The sequence below is a fragment of the Paenarthrobacter sp. NPDC089714 genome, from assembly GCF_044748905.1.
Taxonomy (GTDB): domain Bacteria; phylum Actinomycetota; class Actinomycetes; order Actinomycetales; family Micrococcaceae; genus Arthrobacter.
The window spans coordinates 395,234-413,793 of sequence record NZ_JBIVGX010000001.1 but is presented as its reverse complement, the minus strand read 5'-3'; the positions used below and the strand labels follow the sequence as shown (position 1 = coordinate 413,793).

Annotated in this window: 18 protein-coding genes and 1 tRNA gene; 5 read left to right on the top strand and 14 right to left on the bottom strand. The window is 64.4% G+C overall.

The window, feature by feature from the left end; all coding sequences use genetic code 11:
- The first annotated feature begins 1 nt into the window (after position 1).
- Both corA and zapE read left to right on the top strand, forming a co-directional pair.
- A complete protein-coding gene (corA, locus tag ACIPY3_RS01880; protein ID WP_400329344.1) occupies positions 2–997 on the top strand; it encodes a magnesium/cobalt transporter CorA in 996 nt (331 codons plus the stop codon).
- Positions 988–2,163: a cell division protein ZapE gene (gene zapE, locus ACIPY3_RS01875; protein ID WP_400329342.1), complete on the top strand. Its 1,176-nt coding sequence runs from the start codon at positions 988–990 to the stop codon at positions 2,161–2,163. Before corA ends, zapE begins: the two co-directional genes overlap by 10 nt.
- A gap of 32 nt (positions 2,164–2,195) precedes the next feature.
- Here zapE and ACIPY3_RS01870 read toward each other — a convergent pair whose 3' ends face one another.
- The 12 genes from ACIPY3_RS01870 to galU form a co-directional block, all read right to left on the bottom strand.
- Positions 2,196–2,726: a ferritin gene (locus ACIPY3_RS01870; protein ID WP_397322117.1), complete on the bottom strand. Its 531-nt coding sequence runs from the start codon at positions 2,724–2,726 to the stop codon at positions 2,196–2,198.
- A 45-nt stretch (positions 2,727–2,771) separates the two neighbouring features.
- On the bottom strand, positions 2,772–3,143 hold the full coding sequence (gene crcB, locus ACIPY3_RS01865) for a fluoride efflux transporter CrcB (RefSeq protein WP_400329339.1): 372 nt from the start codon (positions 3,141–3,143) through the stop codon (positions 2,772–2,774).
- Positions 3,140–3,595 (bottom strand): fluoride efflux transporter FluC, encoded by a 456-nt coding sequence (locus ACIPY3_RS01860; protein WP_400329337.1) that lies wholly within the window; start codon positions 3,593–3,595, stop codon positions 3,140–3,142. The genes crcB and ACIPY3_RS01860 overlap by 4 nt, the downstream gene beginning before the upstream one ends.
- Positions 3,592–4,107, bottom strand: a complete 516-nt coding sequence (locus ACIPY3_RS01855; RefSeq protein WP_400329335.1) for a universal stress protein — start codon at positions 4,105–4,107, stop codon at positions 3,592–3,594. The genes ACIPY3_RS01860 and ACIPY3_RS01855 overlap by 4 nt, the downstream gene beginning before the upstream one ends.
- Positions 4,108–4,144: 37 nt before the next feature.
- Complete coding sequence (locus ACIPY3_RS01850) at positions 4,145–5,851, bottom strand: ABC1 kinase family protein (protein ID WP_400329333.1); 1,707 nt, start codon at positions 5,849–5,851, stop codon at positions 4,145–4,147.
- 5 nt (positions 5,852–5,856) lie between these two features.
- A complete protein-coding gene (locus tag ACIPY3_RS01845; protein ID WP_400329331.1) occupies positions 5,857–6,393 on the bottom strand; it encodes a PadR family transcriptional regulator in 537 nt (178 codons plus the stop codon).
- A 91-nt stretch (positions 6,394–6,484) separates the two neighbouring features.
- Entirely contained in the window at positions 6,485–6,922 is a 438-nt protein-coding gene (locus ACIPY3_RS01840) for a VOC family protein (protein WP_400329329.1), read from the bottom strand.
- Positions 6,923–6,969: 47 nt separating this feature from the next.
- Positions 6,970–7,042, bottom strand: a tRNA-Ala gene (locus ACIPY3_RS01835).
- A 36-nt stretch (positions 7,043–7,078) separates the two neighbouring features.
- Entirely contained in the window at positions 7,079–7,879 is an 801-nt protein-coding gene (locus tag ACIPY3_RS01830) for an SDR family oxidoreductase (RefSeq protein WP_400329326.1), read from the bottom strand.
- 6 nt (positions 7,880–7,885) lie between these two features.
- The gene (locus tag ACIPY3_RS01825) at positions 7,886–8,752 is read right to left on the bottom strand and encodes a hypothetical protein (protein WP_400330587.1); all 867 of its coding nucleotides are present in this window, start codon (positions 8,750–8,752) and stop codon (positions 7,886–7,888) included.
- A gap of 152 nt (positions 8,753–8,904) precedes the next feature.
- Positions 8,905–9,531 (bottom strand): GNAT family N-acetyltransferase, encoded by a 627-nt coding sequence (locus tag ACIPY3_RS01820; RefSeq protein ID WP_400329324.1) that lies wholly within the window; start codon positions 9,529–9,531, stop codon positions 8,905–8,907.
- A 7-nt stretch (positions 9,532–9,538) separates the two neighbouring features.
- Positions 9,539–10,471, bottom strand: coding sequence for a UTP--glucose-1-phosphate uridylyltransferase GalU (gene galU, locus ACIPY3_RS01815; protein ID WP_400329321.1), 933 nt, complete (start codon positions 10,469–10,471; stop codon positions 9,539–9,541).
- 104 nt (positions 10,472–10,575) lie between these two features.
- Between galU and ACIPY3_RS01810 the strand changes: the two genes are divergently transcribed.
- The 3 genes from ACIPY3_RS01810 to ACIPY3_RS01800 all read left to right on the top strand — a co-directional run bounded on the left by ACIPY3_RS01810 (position 10,576) and on the right by ACIPY3_RS01800 (position 12,416).
- Complete coding sequence (locus ACIPY3_RS01810; protein WP_400329318.1) at positions 10,576–11,175, top strand: 5-formyltetrahydrofolate cyclo-ligase; 600 nt, start codon at positions 10,576–10,578, stop codon at positions 11,173–11,175.
- A 145-nt stretch (positions 11,176–11,320) separates the two neighbouring features.
- Positions 11,321–11,596: an FmdB family zinc ribbon protein gene (locus tag ACIPY3_RS01805; RefSeq protein ID WP_400329315.1), complete on the top strand. Its 276-nt coding sequence runs from the start codon at positions 11,321–11,323 to the stop codon at positions 11,594–11,596.
- 67 nt (positions 11,597–11,663) lie between these two features.
- A complete protein-coding gene (locus ACIPY3_RS01800) occupies positions 11,664–12,416 on the top strand; it encodes an RcpC/CpaB family pilus assembly protein (protein WP_400329313.1) in 753 nt (250 codons plus the stop codon).
- A 13-nt stretch (positions 12,417–12,429) separates the two neighbouring features.
- Here ACIPY3_RS01800 and ACIPY3_RS01795 read toward each other — a convergent pair whose 3' ends face one another.
- Both ACIPY3_RS01795 and guaA read right to left on the bottom strand, forming a co-directional pair.
- Positions 12,430–16,731, bottom strand: a complete 4,302-nt coding sequence (locus tag ACIPY3_RS01795; protein ID WP_400329310.1) for an AAA family ATPase — start codon at positions 16,729–16,731, stop codon at positions 12,430–12,432.
- Between the two features lie 148 nt (positions 16,732–16,879).
- Complete coding sequence (gene guaA / locus ACIPY3_RS01790; RefSeq protein WP_400329307.1) at positions 16,880–18,469, bottom strand: glutamine-hydrolyzing GMP synthase; 1,590 nt, start codon at positions 18,467–18,469, stop codon at positions 16,880–16,882.
- Positions 18,470–18,560: the final 91 nt, after the last annotated feature.

Genomic DNA, 18,560 nt, shown 5'->3' with positions numbered 1-18,560 from the left:
AGTGACCATCATCGATAACGCTGTCTACGTAGACGGCGTACGCACCGCCACTCCGGAAAGCCTGGAGCAAACTTTCGAGACACTTGCCAAGCACGGGGGCATGGCGTGGATCGGGTTGTACCGGCCCACGCAACAGGAGATGGCAGGCGTCGCCACCGAGTTCGGACTCCACGAACTCGCCGTCGAAGACGCCGTCTCCGCCCACCAGCGGCCCAAGCTGGAACGGTACGACAACAACCTCTTCACCGTCCTGCGGCCCGCGAGGTACCTGGACGAAACCGAAACGGTGGAGTTCGGCGAACTCCACGTCTTCACCGGCCCCAATTTTGTGGTCACCATCCGCCACGCGGAAACAGCGGGCGTAGCCCGGGTCCGGCACCGGCTGGAAGACCGCCCGGACCTCTTGCGCCACGGTCCCGAGGCCGTGCTCTACGCGCTCCTCGACCAGGTGGTGGACGACTACGCTCCCGTGGTGGCCGGCCTGGAAAACGACATCGACGAAATCGAGGACCAGCTCTTCAGCGGAGATTCCACGGTCTCCCGAAGGATCTATGAACTCGCCCGCGAAGTGATCCAGTTCCAGCGCGCCATCCATCCCCTGCCGGAGATGATGACCCTGCTCGAAAAGGGCTTTGAAAAGTACGGCGTGGATATTGAGCTCCAGCGCTCCCTGCGGGACGTCGAGGACCACGTCAAGCACGTGATATCGCGGGTCAACTCCTTCCGCGACCTTCTTCAGAACGCTCTCACGTTGGATGGCACCCTCACTGCCAACCGCCAGAACGAGGCAAGCGCAGCGCAGAACGAGCAAGTCAAGAAGATCTCCTCCTGGGCCGCAATCTTCTTCGCCCCGTCGTTTGTGGCCGGGGTCTACGGCATGAACTTCGACTACATGCCCGAACTGCACTGGATAGTCGGCTACCCGATGGCGGTCGGCCTCATGGTGGGCGCGGCACTCGTGATGTACGTGATCTTCAAACGGAAGGGATGGCTTTGACGCCACCCCTTGCAAGCCCCTGGCATCGCCAACGGCCCAAGGCGGTCGGTGCCGCCCTGCTGGCAGGAATAGAGCACGACGCCGGACGCTCGGGTTTCGCGCTTGAGCCGAGCCAGCGGGCAGCAGCTGAGCGGTTGGCGGCTTTCGGCGCATCGGTGACCGGCCGGCGTCGGGCACTACCCACAACGGTCACGCGGGCCAGGACGCCCCGGAGCATCTACCTTCACGGCCCCGTGGGGCGCGGCAAGACCTGGCTCATGGACAGCTTCTACCGCGGACTCCACGCACGGAAGCGCCGCGTCCACTTCCACGATTTCTTCAGGTCGCTGCACCGCGGTACTCACGGACAGCAAGGCGCAGGCGACGGGACAGCCATCCAGCGGTCCGTGGATGCGCTGCTGGCGGACATCGATGTGCTGTTCTTCGACGAATTCCACGTCCACGATGTTGGAGACGGGATGTTCATGGCCCGTCTGCTGCGCACCGCCGCGCAACGCCACGTGCCCCTGGTGGTTACCTCCAACTACGCCCCTGACGAGTTGCTGCCCAATCCCCTGTGGCATGATCACTTTCTTCCCACCATCGAAGCTATCAAAGACATGATGGACGTGCTGGTGGTCAGCGGGCCCTCGGATTTCCGGCGGTACCCTGTGGCCGGTTCTTCCTTGGACGCCGCTCCCCCGGCGTTCAGCTCCGGACGGATCATCTGCCCCGGCTCTGCCCATCAACTGGGCCGACTGGGATTGTTCGCGCCACCCGCCTCGCAGAGCCGGGTCCTCACCCCTACCACCCAGCCGGTGGTGGTGAAGAACGCAGATCCGGACCTCCTCTGGGTCAGCTTCGGGTCCCTGTTCGCGGGCCTGACATCGACGGCGGATTACCTGGCCCTGGCCGATGCCTACAAGGCCTGGGTGATCGACGACGTACCTTCTCCGGCACACGCCGACGCCTCCATGGCGCCCGCTTGGCAAAGGTTCAGCAATGCGGTGGACGTGCTGTACGACCAGGACATCCCCCTGTTCCTGGTAGGCGTCGGCCCACTCGACTGGGACGCGGCCGGGACCGACGGCGTCCAGCCAGTTGACCTGGCACGGATCGCCAGCAGGCTCTCCCTCCTGGGCCGATCACCGGCGGACACAGACAACGAAGGGCCCGCCGGAAGCTGACTTCCGACGGACCCGTTGGCTCTGGTTCGATGTTAGATGGCGCCGCCGGCTGCCGACGGAGCCCCGGCGTCATGTCCGCCGTCGCCCACGGTCTCACGGGCAACGTAGTTCTCAATGTCGAACAGGTTCTCGGCTCGTTCGGTGATGTTCAAGAGCGTGGTCATGGAAGCAACTTCCTCAACCTGTTCCTTCAGGAACCACAGCATGAACTGCTCACCCAGGGCATCGCCCTCGGCACGTGCTGCGCGGAACATGTCCTCGATGTTCCGGGTGACTTCCTTCTCCTGCTCCAACGCCAGGGCAATGGGTTCCTTGGCATTGGTGAAGTTGTTGCGGACCGGGGCGATTCCCGGAATCTCGACGTGCACGTTGCGGTCCAGCATGTACTGGACCATCATCATGGCGTGGTTTCGTTCTTCAAGGGACTGGCGATAGAAGTGACGTGCCAACTGTGGCAAGTCTTCGCCGTCGAAGTACACCGCCACGGCGATGTACTGCTGGGAGGCCGCGAACTCATTGGCGACCTGGGCGGACAACAACTCATTGAATGTCTTCTTAGCCATGGCACCGATCCTACAGTCGGGGATCGACGCCGGCGGGCTGTTCGCTCAGGGCAGTAACCAGGCCATCCAGAGGCCCAATGCCGCAGCGCCCACACTCGCCACCAAGGAGCCGAGGGCGTTGATGAAGGCAAGTCCGATGCGTCCGCCCTGCACCAGGCGGATGGTCTCCAAACTGGCTGTGCTGAACGTGGTGTAGCCGCCAAGGAAACCCGCGCCCAGGATCATCTGCAACGATTCCGGGGCATGCCCACGCATCACCAAGCCGGCGATGAACCCCAGCATCAGGGAGCCGGAAACGTTGATGAGAATCGTGGCCCATGGGAGGGCAGTCCGGACCCTACCCCGGATGAGGCCATCGACGACGAACCTGGACGCTGCGCCGATGCCACCGGCCAGGGCAAGCAGAATCACCGTCACGATGCACGCCCGTCCGTTGCCCTGCGGGTTCGTTGGTGGTGCCACGCACCCAAGGCAATGCCTGCCGTCGTCGCCAGTGCCCCGCCCACCACGCTCAAACCCACATACCAGGCCGCGCCGCTGGAAGAGCCGCCCATGATCAGGTGCACCGTGTCCAAGGCCAGCGTGCTGTAGGTGGTGTAGGCGCCCAGGAAACCCGTTCCCAGGGCGAGGCGCAGGACCCGGCGATTGCCGACGTCGGGCCCCCTCCGGGAGAGCCCTTCCAGCAAGGCACCGAGCGCCAACGCACCCGTCAGGTTGATGATCAGCGTGGGCAGCGGCCACGCACCGGGTGCAGGGATGACCAGCCCCAACCCGTAACGTGCCAAGGCGCCAAAGACCCCTCCGGCAGCCACAATGCCGATGAAACCCCACCGAAGATGTGCCGGGCGTTTGATGGTGTTCCCTGTCATCGCTCGCCAGGTACCCGCGGATCGACCGGAACCACCAGGACCGGACCATCCTGCCGGTGCAGCAACTGCCTGGCGACCGAACCTCCGGTCATTTCCCGGATGGTCGAGCCCATTTTGTGTTCCCTGGAGCCCACCACGATCAGGGACGCGCCGATCTCGCCTGCAAGCCGTGCCAACGCGTGGGCCGGTTCTCCGGCCAGCGCTACCAGCGACCAGTCAACGCCGGAACCGGCCAATTGCTCCGCGATGGTCGCTTCCAGGGATGCGGGGATGGGCTCGGCGTCTTCGTCCACACCGTCGGGATCAATCGGGGCCATGAGACCGCCTGTGGTGCCATCAACCGGGTAGACCGTGACGTCCACAAAGGCACACACCAAGGGCAGTCCTGCGGCGGTGGCGAAGGCAGCGGCGTGCTCCACGACGATCGACTGCTGCTTAGGTGCCACGCCTGCGATCACGGGTCCAGTCATCACGTTCATTGCACGGAGGGGGCGGGGAGGCGTGTCAGTCACAAGGGCAAGTTTACGATGCGCGAATCCGGTTTCCGGCCTAACGGCGTCCGGGCCTCAGCACATAGAGCAGTGGTAGGAGCGAGGCAACCATGAGGACGTTGCTGAGCACCGGATCGTCAGCGCGGACCAAGGCGCCTGCGATCAGGACGCCGCTGAAGATCAAAGCCCCCACGGCGCGCTGGGCGGTCCTGGCAAGCCGGGCCAAGTGCCGTTCCATCCGCGGATTGGATACCTCGATGGAGCCTTCGTCGATCCTGGTGATGATCCCGTCCAGGCGCTTCGGCAAAGACATGGCCACGGCCGCGGTTTCCAGCACGTGGGCAGCGGCGTCCTTCACCACGTTGCCGCGCTCATCCCTTAGCAGGCGGGCCGCGTACGGCTCCACGGAATCCCAAAGGTTGAACCTGGCGTCCAGGGAACTGCACACCCCGGACGTCAGCGACATGGCCCGGATAATCAGCAGGAAGTTCTCGGGTAGCTGGAACGGCAAGGAACGCACCACGTCCCCGAATTCCACCGCGAAATCACGGAATTCCCGCGGGTCCACTTCGCGGAGTTCCGCGAACCCCATGCCGCCAAAACGCGCGAACAGCTGGGTCATGGCCTGTTCCAGCTTGCGGGTATCCGCCGATGGCACCAGCACTCCGATGTCGCTGATGGCAGCAACGAGCCCCTGGCCATCCCTTGCGGCCGCCGCGATCAGCAACTTCCGGAGCCCGCTGCGGGTCTTCGGCGGGACCTGGCCCATCATGCCAAAGTCGATGAACGTCAGTTTCCACGGGTGCTCCGCCGATGGATCACGGTCCGGGGTGATGAAGATATTGCCGGGATGGGGATCCGCATGGAAGAAGCCATTGGTGAAGAGCTGCTCGAACATCACCGAGGCAAAGACGGGGGCCACGGCTGTGGGGTCGATCCCGGCAGCCCTCAGCGCCTCTGCGTCAGTGATCTTGATGGCGGTGACATCCTCCAGCGTGAGGACCCTGCGGGACGTCCGCTCCCAGACAATCCCGGGTACGGCAACCCTGCTGTCATCTGCGAACTCGACGGCAAAGCGCTCGGCGTTGGCGGCCTCGTTCAGGTAGTCGATTTCTTCGAGGCTGGTCTGTGCAAACTCCTTCACCAGCGCCGGCACGTCTGCCCGCTCCGCAACAATCCGGATGCGCTTCAGCCAGCCGCCCACCCTACGCAAGGCGGCAAGGTCGACGTCGACGATCGCCTGGATGCCCAGGCGCTGCACTTTGAACACCACGTTGCTGAGGCCGGTTTCTTCCCGGTCCGGGGCCAGCAGCGTGGCGCGGTGTGCCTGGCCCAGCGAAGCTGCCGCGATGGGCGTTTCATCGATCGACGCAAAGACTGCTTCCAAAGGAGCGCCGAGTTCCGCTTCTGCGAGTTCCTTGATGGCGGGAAAAGGGACCGGCGGAACCTCGTCCTGGAGTCCTTCGAGTTCCGAGGTGATCTCGGGTGGGAGCACGTCCAGCCGCGAGGACATGAACTGTCCCACTTTGATCATCAGCCCACCCAACTCCACGGCGAGGTCATGGAACCGCCGGGCGAAGTGGCGCATTCTCCTTGCACGGTGCCGGTCCGCGATCCTGCGCAGGCCGATTCTGGGGAGGAACAGTTCGAACCACCAGGTGACGGCCAAATGCCAGGCGGCAAACCGCAGGATACGGCGGTAGCGGGCACGGGTATCCACCGGGCTGGCCTGGTGGGCCGTCCGGTCCCCCGGAACCGATGCCACCCGTGTCAGTCCTGGGCGAGTATCGCGTAGATCCGGCGGCGGGCTTCCTCAAGCACGGTCACGGCATCCTGCACCTGCTTGGGCGTCCCGGTACGACCCACCTGGGCCGCTGCCTGGGCCAAGTCGATGCCTGCCTTCGGCAGCGATGCGAAACCCCGGGTTTCGCCCTGGGAGCTCCAGAGGCCGGAGGTCTCGGCCTGCTCCACGTCCTCCCGGCCCGCTTCGGTCAGGGAATAGATCTTCCGTCCGTTGGATTCCTCGGCACTGACAAATCCTTCATCCGCCAAAAGCTGGAGCGTTGGGTATACCGAGCCGGCGCTGGGCTTCCAACTGCCTCCGCTGCGCTCCTCGATTTCGCGGATGATCTGGTAGCCGTGCATGGGACGCTCAACCAGGAGCGTGAGGATGGCCGTCCGCAGCTCGCCGCGCCCTGCCCGTGTCCCACTGCGTTTCTCGAACCGGGACCGGAAGTCCTCCATGGCCTGCCACATGCCCTCGAAACCGTTCCCCATGAAGCCGCCTGCCGGGAATGACTCACGCATTATGCCCACCTCACATCATCGCGAACGATACTGAACGATAGCCCAAACGATATACCTGGCCACCGCGCTGGACAATCATTCTTGAGGACTATCAGATCCGCTGGGCAAGGGCAACGATGATCCCCTCCGGACCGCGGACGTACGTCATCCGCCAGATGTCTTCATACTGGCCCACGCCGCCCACCAGGCCGTACCCATCGGCCGCCAATCGTTCCAGGGCAGCATCGAGGTCATTGACTTCGAAAGCAACGTTGCGCAGGCCCAGCTCAGTGGACATCGGTGCGGGAGATCCCGGCTGGTGGTCGGGATGAGTGAAGCTGGACAACTCGATGCCGGTTCCGCCATCCGGAGCCCGCAAAGTGGCTATTTCGCTGCGGGAGTTCGGTATGCCGATGACCGTGTCAACGAACTCGCCCTCCATGTGCATCCGGCCCTCGACTGCGAGGCCCAGGCTTTCGAAGAAGGCAATGGCTTTGTCGAGATCGGCAACCGTAATGCCGACGTGGTCGAAGTGCTTTACGAAAGACATGGTGCCTAGGCTAGCCCAGGCTGCGGCGAAGGGTAAGGGAGAAGGGGTGGAGCTAAGGAGATTCGAACTCCTGACCTCTTCGATGCGAACGAAGCGCTCTACCAACTGAGCTATAGCCCCTGGACCATGCCGTACGGCGTGGCCGGTGTCCTTAGGCTATAAAGTTTTCCGGCGCTTTTCCAACCACGACACGAACGTCTCCGACCCATGCTTTTCTCCTGGCGCCAGGTTGAGCCCTGCACGAAGGTAGCGACCCATCGGGCCGGGCAACGGGAACCCGACTACCCGGCCATGTGATCGCGTGACCGCCTTCCAGGACAGTGCCATGTCCTGCATGCTCAGCACCTCAGGACCACCCACTGTCCTCATCCGGTGGTTCTCCGGAAAACGCCTCGCCAGTGCTTCCTCAAGCAACGCCCGGGCGACGTCCGAAGGCGAGATCGTCTGGAACCTGGCGCCCTTGAACACTGGGATGAGCCCTACTCGGGCACCGGCGGCAAACACCATCTCCACGAGGCTGTGGAACTGCGTTGCCCGTACCACCACGGTCTCCAAGGCCGAGTCGGCGTAGACGCGTTCCTTCGCGGCCTTGGAAACGTAGAAGGAGTAACTGCTCCTGTCGCAATTGATGATGGACAACGCCACCGCCTTGGGAACGCCCGCCTGGTGGGCGGCGCCCAGAAGCCGGGAACCGCCGTCGGCGAAATGCTTTTTCGCCTTTCCGAACTGGCCTTCCAGGCAGTCGATCACGACGTCGGCACCCGCCACCGCGGCCGCCAACCCCACGCCGGTGGTGACGTCACCCGCGTAGTAGGTGGCGCCGTCGTGATGCTTCGCGGAACCGGCGGGTGGTACGTGGCGGCTGAGGACGTTGACCGTGTGCCCCTGGCCCAGTGCACGCCGCACTACTTCGCGGCCCACCTGCCCGGTGCCGCCGGCGACGCAGACCACCGCCATGGGCGGCTAGGCCCGGCGTCGCTGCAGGACGTCGTCCAGATTGCTCAGGGCGCTGTGACCCTTGGCCGGAGTGCGAACCTGCGTGGCGGCGTCAGCCTGCTCCGCACCCTGTTTGAGGACCGGCTTCCCGACGGGCTTGGGGGCCTCGGGGAGGACCAGCGGCTCCGGTGCAGGCCGGTTTGCCTTGGCTGCGCCAACGTAGGTGGGCTTGGGAACCTCAACGGGCTTCCACGGGGTGCCACCGTCTTCGGGTGCGGCCTCGGCAGATGTGTCGCCGGCGGCGAGGGCTACGGCCAGTGCCGCTTGACGAAGTTCGACGGCGGAAAGCCTCGCCTTTTCGCCGTCTGCCTCGGCATCGAAAACAGGAGTTTCCTTGGCCTCCATGGGCGGTTCCTTGGGCAGGTACCGGGCGGGAGTGGGAATGGATACCTTTTGGGCAGCACGGCGTGCCCGGCGTTCGCGGAGATCACGCAAGGCAAGCTGCCGCAAAACGACGACAGCGAGCACGGCACCGAGGAATGACACCAACGGCAACCAGATGGAGCCCTGCCCAAACAGCCGGACAATGCCGGAAACCACGGCCGTCAGGAGGAGGATCAGGCCGGACAAGGCCAACGTCAGACGGGCGTAACGGATAGTGAACGGGGTACCGGACGTTTTCCGGGGAGTCGTATCAGCCACGCGGGATTCCAGGGGCGACGCCTGTGCTGTGCTGTGCATGGTCTCCATCGGTTTCTCCTGCTGAGGTGCCAATGCCAATACCACCCCTGGCTGCGTCTCGTCGGGCTCGTCCTCGAATGGCTCTGCCGGCCCGGTGGCCGTTTGGACCTGTGGCCGCCCTTTGCGTAAAACATAGGGCGCGACCCACACCATCCAGAGCGCGACAGTGACAACGAGTATCACTGAGCTGCTGAGAGGGAAGTCCACATTCAAAACCGTAGAAGCAAATCGTCAGGTGCCGTGGCATTCCTGCCGGTGTGTCGCCCGCGAGTCCCTAAATGATTCCCGGGAAGCCCCAAAAGGGCCTATGACCTGCCCGTTCTTCCTTCCCGCCAGCTTTCCAGGAGTCCGTGCGGAACTTCGTCGGAGGTCAGCGCGAAAGATCTGTGGTCTGCCCATTCCCCGTTGATGTGCAGGTACCTTTCGCGGTAGCCCTCGTCCCGGAAGCCGAGTTTCTCCACCACGCGCAGGCTGGGTGCGTTTTCCGGCCGGATGTTGATTTCCATGCGGTGCAGGCCGAGCGTCCTGAAGCAGTGATCCGTCGCCATCGCCACAGCGGTGGGAGCGATTCCGTGTCCAGCGCGGTCCTTGTCCACCCAATACCCCAGGGTGGCCATCATGGCCGAACCCCAGACGATCGAGGAAACCGTCAATTGCCCCACGATGCGCGGTTCCCGGAAGCCGGGTGTCCACTCGGCGATGATGAACGGCAGGGCGGTGGCCTGGCGCGCCTGTTGGTTCAGGGAGGCCACCATCTGGCGGTAGCTTGGGAGGCTCCCACCCGGTGCGGGGTTGGAGGCCTCCCAAGGAGCCAGCCATTCACTGTTACGCGAGCGGACCTCGGACCATTCCCGCTTGTCCCGGTAACGGATGGGCCGAAGCACCAGGTCTCCGCTTTCCAGCGTCACCGGCCAGATCGCAGAGCCGTACATCCGGGTGTTACTGGGGAAGGGTGGCAGTGAAGTCCGGCAGCCACTCGCGGAGCTCGGGACCAAGGTCTTCCCGTTCGCAGGCCAACTCGATGCAGGCCTTCAAGTAGCTCAGCTTGTCTCCGGTGTCGTAGCGGCGGCCACGGAAGACCACGCCGTAGACGCCGTAGCCTTCGCCCTCGCCGCGGGCCAGGACCTCGAGAGCGTCGGTCAGCTGGATTTCTCCGCCGCGGCCCGGAGCTGTCTTCTCGAGGACGTCGAAGACGGCCGGGTGCAGCACGTAGCGACCAATCACGGCAAGGTTTGAGGGGGCTTCATCAACGGAAGGCTTCTCCACCAGCTGCTTGATGCGGACGTACCCCTCCTCGCCGTTCTCCTCGACGTCTGCGCAACCATAGGCGCTGATCTTGGACGGTTCCACTTCAATAAGGGCAACCACGGATCCGCCGGTCTTCTGCTGCACGGCGATCATTTCGCTCAGAAGATCGTCCTTGGGATCGATCAGGTCGTCGCCGAGCAGGACGGCAAAAGGTTCGTGTCCTACGTGCTGCTTTGCGCGGAGGACAGCGTGGCCCAGGCCGTTCGGGTCGCCTTGGCGTACGTAGTGGATGTCACCAAGGTTGGTGGCCGACTGGATGGCTTCGAGCTTGGACGTGTCACCCTTCTCCGCCAAAGTGGCTTCAAGCGCAGGAACACGGTCGAAGTGGTCCTCCAACGCACGCTTGCTGCGGCCGGTGATCATCAGGACGTCATGCAGTCCAACTTTCACGGCTTCTTCGACCACATACTGGATGGCTGGCTTGTCAACCACGGGCAGCATTTCCTTCGGCATCGCCTTCGTGGCGGGGAGGAACCTGGTACCAAGACCCGCTGCGGGGATGACGGCCTTACGGACAGCATTGTTATGGTGAGTCACCGGACTAATGTAACGGACGGAACACATCAAAAGGTAAACCCCCGCCGTGCCGGGACACACAAATTGTCGGTGAATTGGCTGGTTGGGGCACTGGCGCCCCAACCGGCAAAGCACCGACGGAACGGACAATCATGGCATCGAAGGAAGAAATACGTGCCGCCCGCAGGCTGCACCGTCGCACGCTGACTCCTGAGCAGATAGCAATCGCCGGCGACGCCCTCGCGGCCCACGGAACGGCGTGGGCCAAGGACGTTTCAGGCGGCGCCCCCGGGACTTTCACCGTGTACTTGGGCGTGGCCTTCGAGCCTCCCACCCTCCCCCTGATCGAGTCCCTGCACCAGGACGGCCACCGGATCCTGCTTCCGGTGTGCGAGCCGGACAGGCAACTGAGCTGGGTGTTCTGGACCCCGGAGACGGTCTTCCTCCGCTCGGAATACGCACCGATTGACGAACCGGAGGGCGAGCGGCACGGCGCGGATGCCGCCGCGCACGCCAACGGCATCTTCATGCCTGCCACGGCTGTGGACGGAGACGGCAACCGGATCGGCCAGGGCGGCGGCTACTACGACCGCTTCCTCCAAGGCCTCGGCGCCTCGGGCCGGCAGCCCCGCACCATCGCGGTGACGTACGACGACGATGTGTTGCCTTCCGGTGCCATCCCGGCCGAGCCTTTTGACCAGCCCGTCCCCGAGGTCCTCACGCCATCGGGAATTGTGCGGCTCGGCAGGTAGTTATGGTGGCGTACGGCCGGAAACTCAGGGTGGCGGTCGAACAGCCGGATGATAGAATTGGCACTCAGGCCCTGCGACTGCTAAGGCGGAGATCCCTTCGCCCGAGGCTGCACAGGACCTGACGTTTGTCCTGAGGAGGAATTCAGTGCCCACATACGCATACGCCTGCAAAGACTGTGACCATGCCTTTGACATCGTCCAGTCGTTTTCGGACAGTTCGCTGACGGAGTGCCCGGAATGCCAGGGCGCCCTGCGCAAGAAGTTCAACAGCGTCGGTGTTGTCTTCAAGGGCTCCGGCTTCTACCGCACGGATTCCCGCGATTCCAAGGGCAGTAGCACCGTTTCTGCTGCACCTTCGGCTGCACCGGCGCCGGCATCTGCACCGGCCGCCACGCCGGCGCCCGCCGCTGCCGCGAGCTAGACCCACTTATCCACATAGGGCTGCGGGCCACTGCCTGACGGCCGGTGACGGTGGTTAGCGTGGCGTCATGCCACACTCACCGTCCTCTCCTCGCTTTGCCCGAACGCGCCATGCACATGGCGGAGTCCGCACGCGCTACACGTCCGGGCGTCCGTCAGTGCCCGCGTCTGGCAGCCTCCCCCGGCTGCTGTTCCTTTCCCGCCTTGCCCGTCACCGCCGGCTGCTTGTAGCCCTTCTGCTGTGCGTGGCGGCCGGCATCGCCGTCCAGCAGCTCACTCCCGCCACTGAGCACCGCATCAGCATTGTGGTGGCCGCCCGGGACCTGTCCGCGGGGACAAGTCTCAGCCAAGGAGACTTCATCAGCATGGGTGTCCCACAGGACATGGCAATTTCGGGGGCCATTGGCGACCCCGCATCGCTGGCCGGACGCCAGTTGTCTTCGCCCTTGGCCAAGGGACAAATTCCTACCGAAGCGAATCTCCTGGGTCCGGGCCTTCTCATAGGGGCGCCCGAAGGATCCGCAGCAGTTCCCTTGCGCATGGCCGATCCCTCGTCCATTCAGTTGCTCTCCCCCGGACAACTCGTCAACGTGGTGCTGACCCCTGCTGACTCCTACGAAGGATCCCGCCAGAACCAGACTCTCGCTGGCCCCGTCCCCGTGCTCTGGACGTCGGGCCAAGGCGGGAAGGCAGGGCCCTGGCTTGGAACAAGCGATACCGACGGCCTGGTTGTGGTAGCGGCAGACCCTCAGCAAGCAGAAAAGCTTGCCGGCGCATCCACGCAAGGCAAGCTCTTCTTCGTGCTCATCAATACCTCTTGATCAGCGTCCGGGATCAGCCCCAGTGAGGCGGCCGCTGCTCCTTCAGCCACTGATCGTGGTCGTAGCCGGACTCGTCGCCCCACCGGCGGGGGTCGTCCTCCGAGGCCTTGTTGGGCAGGATTCCCGTGGAAGCGGGCTTCACAGCTGCGGACTTCGAGTCTTCAGCCTCCGCGCTCTTTCCGGACTCCGAGCCCTCGTGGGACTCGTTCGCTTCACGGGACTCGTTCGCTTCACGGGACTCGTTCGCCTCACGGGTCTCGTTGGCCTTACCCGACTCCTGGTCGACGGAGGCCGGGTCTTCGGAACCGTCGGAAGCGTTCGACAGTGCTTCCTGGCCCATTTCCTCGGGCTGCCCGTCCTTCTGTGCAGGCTCCACGGCAGGTTCCTCAGTGCTCACTGGCTCTTCTTTCACAACTTCACGTTCCGTGTTGTCCGCGCGGTCCCGAGACCCGACCGCGGACGGGGGCGCCACGAAACCGTGGACGCTGCCCATTTCCAATTGTTCGACGTCCATGTCCAGGAAACCATGGTGCGGGACGGAGGTTGCTTGCGGCACGTGGTTCTCAAGGCCCAAGTAGGAACCAATACGGTCAGCGCAGGAAGAGGGATCAGTGAACACCTCGATGGTCCACAGGGACATGTACCGCCAGCCCATCCGCTCCAGCAGTTGGGGGCGCAACCTGCTGCGTTCCCGGACGCTCATCCGCCGGTAACGCTCGGTGCCGTCGGATTCAATGGCCACCGGGGTGGGAACCTCGGCGCCTTCCCGGCCGATCGTGTGCACAGGATCGGCCGCGGCAGCGATGTCCAGCACTCCATCATAGAGGTGCCATACCCGCGCTCCCCGCGCCCGCAGGCGGTCTCCAAGATCGGCCACCAGCGGATCCTCGCCGAGGGCCTGCTCACTGGCCACGGCGCGGGATGCCGGCGTGCCCAGGTTGCTGTTCCCGGACAGCTCCCGGTCCAGCAACTCATAGAAGTCCACGGCCCCGTGCGACAAGCGGTCCAGGTCCAGGTCTTCAGGACGGAAGCAGCTCAGCACGTGCAGGGACCGGCGGGCTCGGGTCATGGCCAGGGCGAAGCGGTTGCGTCCGCCTTCAACGGACAAGGGCCCGAAGGAATGCAGGGCGCGTCCATGCGGCGTGCGGCCATATCCCAGGGAGAAGATCACGTGGTCCCGCACCAGTCCCTGGGCTCGCTCCAGGTCCACGACACGGAAGGACTCCGGTCCCGCACCAAAGAAAGCAGAGAGCAACGGATGGTTGGGCAACTGGAGCCTGATCGCTTCACCGATGCGGGCCGCATGCCGCAGGCTCGCTGTAACCACGGCCAAGGACGTGCGGGGACGCAGGCGGGCGTGCTCGAAGACAAGGTCCACCACGCGGTTGACCTCCGCCGTCACGGATTCCACACCCTCATGGTCCGCCCCGGGAAGTCCGGTACCGTCCGGGATGTACTCCACCAGGATGGAACGGTCCAGGCCCGTCACGGAGCTGCCGTCCGGGAGGCGCCGCAACCCGCCGTCGTAATAGTTCTTGCTGAGCTGGAGGACCAGGTCCTCGTCCACGGCCCGGTACACCCAGTTCAGTTGCCACGTCGGCAGGACCCTCGCCAAGGCGGTGAAGGCACTGTCCACGGGTTCGTGGCTGGCAACTCCGGCCACTGGAGGCTCGACTGCCACGCTGAAGGTTCGGGCGTTGGCGATCTTCGCGTCGCCAAAGGCAATGACCTGGCGGGCACGGGCGATGGCCGGGAGCACTGCCTGGAGGGACGTCGACTCGGCATCGATGATCACCACGGCATCGAACTTCTGCTCAGCGGGAAGCACCCCCGTCAGCAGGTACGGGCTGACCGACCACACCGGGACCAGCAGCGGCACCAGGTCGGGTGCCTGGGCGCTCAATGCCGGGAGTGTCACCCGGCCATCCTTGAGCAGCGCGCGGAGCAGTTCTGCCTGGCGCGGGTGTTCCACGATTCCTTGGCGCCACCGGCTGGCCAGCTGCCACCGCAGGCGTGCGGCACCACTGGCAATATGCGCCTGATCGGCCAAGCGGAATTCGGCCTCAAGCTGCCGCAGCGAATCGCCGTCGGACATGGCAAGGTAGTCATCGCCGCTGATCATGGCTTCCAGCGCAGACTGCCACCACGCGAGGTCAAGCTCGGCCGCGACGGATGCGGCAGGGACTTCACGCGCGGCAAGGTCGGTCAGCAATTCGCCCAGTCCATGCTCACGCATCTGCTCAATCAGGAGGGTGCGTTCAGGAAGGGTTTCCAAGGTGGCGGTATCGGCCACAAGCCGTTCCAGCCGTTCCATGAGCTCCGTGTAGGGACTTCCGTGCAGGGAGCCGCCGTCGGAGGTGTGCTGGAGGGCCTCGCCAAGACGCTGCAACTCGCCGTCGAGTTCGCGGTAAAGCGCCCCAAGGTCGGCAAGGCCGGAAGGCACGGCGGGATGCCGCTGGGTGGTGGCGTAGCCGGCCCACAACGCGCGCTGCTCCTGGACAAGGACCAGCGAGCTATGGAGATCTGCGATGTGGACACCTGGTCGCACGTATTCCTTGGCTACCCGGCGCAAACGGGAACGCTGCATGGACGGCATCTCAAGGTTGCGTTCGCGGCGCCAGGAAGAGCTCGCCGTAGCGGAGATGAGGTCATGGACGGGACGGTCGAAAATGTCCGGGGTGAACTTGTCCAGGCTCTCACGCACGGCAATCAGCAGCTCGAGTTGGGTACCCCACTCGGTGAACGTCTCCCCGAGCCGGATCTCGGCATGGTCGGCCAACTGCTTCATCCGGTCGCGAAGGACAGGAAGCTTCTCCTCGGCCAGCCGGGCAAGCTGTTGCGCTTCCTCGGTCTCTTTGCGCGTGACCAGTCGAGCACCGTACCAAGGGCTGGACGTGGATGCCTTGCTGAAGCTGCCCAGTTCCGCAGCGCGGCGCAGGCGGCCGGCCAGTTCCTCGCGGTCCTTGATGTTGTCCAGGACGCTGCGCTTGAGCCTCACGGTGGTGGACGGGGCCGGGTGGATGGACGTCAGCTCGGCGAGGGACTGCATGGCCTGGTACGGCGAGCAGCCCCACCGTTCACGCACGTTGTGCAGCGAAGCCACATGGTCCGTCAGGGCATGGCGGTGCCCCGTCAAGGTCTCGTGGAGGTTGCCCAGCTGGGGTTCCAGGGCTTTCTCGTTCCGCATGATGGCCCGGACCAGCTGACCCTTCAGCTGTTGCGGCGTAGTGCCGTTGCCGGGGCGGAAAAGCATCGATTCGAGCCCCAGGGTGTCAAGATGCGCAGAGAGGGCTGCGAGGCTCGACTGGCGCTCCCCCACCACCAGGACGGACTTGCCCTCAGCCACCAACGCACCAACCGCGTTAATGGCTGTCTGCGTTTGTCCGCTGCCGGGAGGCGTGCTGACCACCAGGGAATCGCCGGCGCGGACAGCATCCACCACGTACTGCTGGTCGGTGTCGGCGTCCAGGAGCAGGAGTTCGTCGGCGGGATCGCGCTCGTCCAGGCTGGGGAAACGACCGGCCTTGATCGGCTCGGGCTCCACGTCGCCGCCATTGGCCGCCGTAGCCAATGCGGCCACGGTGGGGTTGTTCATGTTGATCCAAGGATCGTCGAGGTTGCCGGAGAGGTCGGCAAGCGTGGTTACCAGCAGGTTGAACTCAACGTCCGCACCATGGATCGGTTGTACCAGCGTGGCGAGGCGGTCGAGGACCGGCTGCGGGTCCAGCCGCGCGGTGTTGTACGCCATCCGTGCTACCGCGTTGACGTCGAACACAATGCCATGGACAGTCTTGAGGTGCCGAACCAAGGCGGGGTTCATCCGGGCCTGTTCGGTCAATTGCAGCTCGAAGTCGTCCTCTCCAGGACGGACGGTCAACGTGATGGCGGTCAGCATGACGGGCGCCGAAACGCGCTGCGGTTTGCCTCCAACGGCGGAAGTCCACACCACGGTTCCAGCAGAAAGGTAGCCCGCCTCGATGCCACGGTCGTTGCCGAGTTCAAAGATCTTGGAACGGATATTGCGCGCCGCACGGGCAGCAACCAGGTATTGCTGGCGGTCCCGGATCAGCGTGGACAAGCGTGTTCGGCGTCCTGCGAGCAACTGTGCCAGGCCGGACGGATGCGCCGTGCTGAGGTCGATTGCGCCTTCCGGCGTCTTGACGAAGCGAAGCATGGTGTCCGCCCCGGTAACGGGCTTAAGTCCAGACAGCCATTTCCGGAGCTCTTCGGAGTCCTCTTCGTGGCCTTGACCTAATGACACAACTTCTGCCTTCTTTTCTGAACTAGCTTTAGACGCCTTGGACCATACCGGCATACTTTCGAGGGTAGCGGGAATACGCCCGGAGCCCGCTCCGCAACACTGGACATGGCAAAATTCGCCGTCATTTCACAGTCCAGCAAAGCAAGGTCCAGGCGGGCAGCACAATGGCCGGCCTCCCGAAGGAGACCGGCCATTCACACTGCTATTCCCACTCGATGGTTCCCGGCGGCTTGCTGGTCACGTCCAGCACCACGCGGTTCACACCGTCCACCTCGTTGGTGATCCGGTTGGAGATCCGGGCCAGGAGGTCATAGGGCAGGCGGGACCAGTCGGCCGTCATGGCGTCCTCGGAGGACACGGGACGCAGCACGATCGGGTGGCCGTAAGTACGGCCATCACCCTGCACGCCGACGCTTCGGACATCCGCCAACAGCACTACCGGCATCTGCCACACGTCGTTGTCCAGGCCGGCGGCGGTCAGTTCCGCACGGGCAATGGCGTCAGCCTTCCGCAGCAGGTCCAGCCGCTCCTTGGTCACTTCCCCCACGATGCGGATGCCCAGGCCGGGGCCAGGGAAGGGCTGGCGGCCGACGATTTCCTGCGGCAGGCCCAGCTGGGCGCCAACAGCGCGAACCTCATCCTTGAAGAGCGCGCGCAGCGGCTCCACGAGTTCGAACTGCAGGTCCTCGGGGAGCCCGCCCACGTTGTGGTGGCTCTTGATGTTCGCTGCACCCTCGCCGCCGCCGGACTCGACGACGTCCGGGTAAAGCGTGCCCTGGACCAGGAACTTGATCTTTTCGCCTTCGGCAGCGGCCTGGGCGATGATGGCCCGCTCCGCCTCCTCGAAGGCGCGGATGAATTCCCGGCCGATGATCTTGCGCTTGGTCTCGGGATCACTGACCCCTGCCAGAGCGGACTGGAAGCGCTCTTGCTCGTTGGCAACGTAGAGGTTGACGCCGGTGGCGGCCACGAAGTCGCGCTCCACCTGCTCGGCTTCGCCTTCACGAAGAAGTCCGTGGTCCACGAACACACAGGTCAGCTGGTCCCCCACGGCACGCTGAACGAGTGCTGCTGCTACGGCCGAGTCAACGCCACCGGAGAGGCCACAAATAACCTTGGAGTCGCCGATTTGCTGGCGGATGCGCTCCACCTGCTCCTCAAGGATGTTCCCGGTAGTCCAGTTAGGGGTCAGGCCGGCGCCCTTGAACAGGAAGTTCTCGAGGACATGCTGGCCAAGGACGGAGTGCTTCACTTCAGGGTGCCACTGCACACCGTAAAGGCGCTTCTCCTCATTGGCGAAGGCGGCCACTGGAGCTCCGGCAGTCGTTGCCAGCACCTCGAAGCCCTCGGGTGCCTCATGGACGGAGTCACCGTGGCTCATCCAGGTGTTCTGGGACGCCGGAACGCCGTCAAGGATGGAACGTGCGTCGCCAACAAGGAGGGCCTCAGTTGCGCCGTACTCCCGCAGGCCGGTCTGGGCAACCTTGCCACCCAGGGCGTTCGCCATGGCCTGGAAGCCGTAGCAAATGCCGAAGACGGGCACTCCGGCCTCGAAAAGGTCCGCTCCGACGTTCGGAGCTCCTTCGGCGTAGACACTGGAGGGTCCGCCGGACAGGATGATGGCTGCCGGGTTCTTGGCCAGAAGCTGCTCGGTGGTGAACGTGTGCGGAACAATCTCCGAATACACATTCGCTTCGCGGACGCGGCGGGCAATCAGCTGCGCGTACTGGGCACCGTAGTCAACAACCAGCACCGGCTTCTGGGAAGTCTGGGGTGCGGTGGGAGTAGTCACCAAACAAGACTACTTTGCCGGGCCGCCCCGGTGCACACCGGGGCGGCCTTGAAGAGGGCAAATCCGGGGCGTCCGTAAGGCATCTCACATG

Coding starts and splice junctions, on each gene's coding strand:
- zapE (WP_400329342.1), top strand. CDS start 988: ATGGCTTTGACGCCACCCCTTGCAAGCCCCTGGCATCGCCAACGGCCC.
- ACIPY3_RS01870 (WP_397322117.1), bottom strand. CDS start 2,726: ATGGCTAAGAAGACATTCAATGAGTTGTTGTCCGCCCAGGTCGCCAAT.
- ACIPY3_RS01860 (WP_400329337.1), bottom strand. CDS start 3,595: ATGACAGGGAACACCATCAAACGCCCGGCACATCTTCGGTGGGGTTTC.
- ACIPY3_RS01845 (WP_400329331.1), bottom strand. CDS start 6,393: ATGCGTGAGTCATTCCCGGCAGGCGGCTTCATGGGGAACGGTTTCGAG.
- ACIPY3_RS01840 (WP_400329329.1), bottom strand. CDS start 6,922: ATGTCTTTCGTAAAGCACTTCGACCACGTCGGCATTACGGTTGCCGAT.
- ACIPY3_RS01830 (WP_400329326.1), bottom strand. CDS start 7,879: ATGGCGGTGGTCTGCGTCGCCGGCGGCACCGGGCAGGTGGGCCGCGAA.
- ACIPY3_RS01825 (WP_400330587.1), bottom strand. CDS start 8,752: ATGGTGTGGGTCGCGCCCTATGTTTTACGCAAAGGGCGGCCACAGGTC.
- ACIPY3_RS01820 (WP_400329324.1), bottom strand. CDS start 9,531: ATGTACGGCTCTGCGATCTGGCCGGTGACGCTGGAAAGCGGAGACCTG.
- galU (WP_400329321.1), bottom strand. CDS start 10,471: ATGTGTTCCGTCCGTTACATTAGTCCGGTGACTCACCATAACAATGCT.
- ACIPY3_RS01810 (WP_400329318.1), top strand. CDS start 10,576: ATGGCATCGAAGGAAGAAATACGTGCCGCCCGCAGGCTGCACCGTCGC.
- ACIPY3_RS01800 (WP_400329313.1), top strand. CDS start 11,664: ATGCCACACTCACCGTCCTCTCCTCGCTTTGCCCGAACGCGCCATGCA.
- ACIPY3_RS01795 (WP_400329310.1), bottom strand. CDS start 16,731: ATGCCGGTATGGTCCAAGGCGTCTAAAGCTAGTTCAGAAAAGAAGGCA.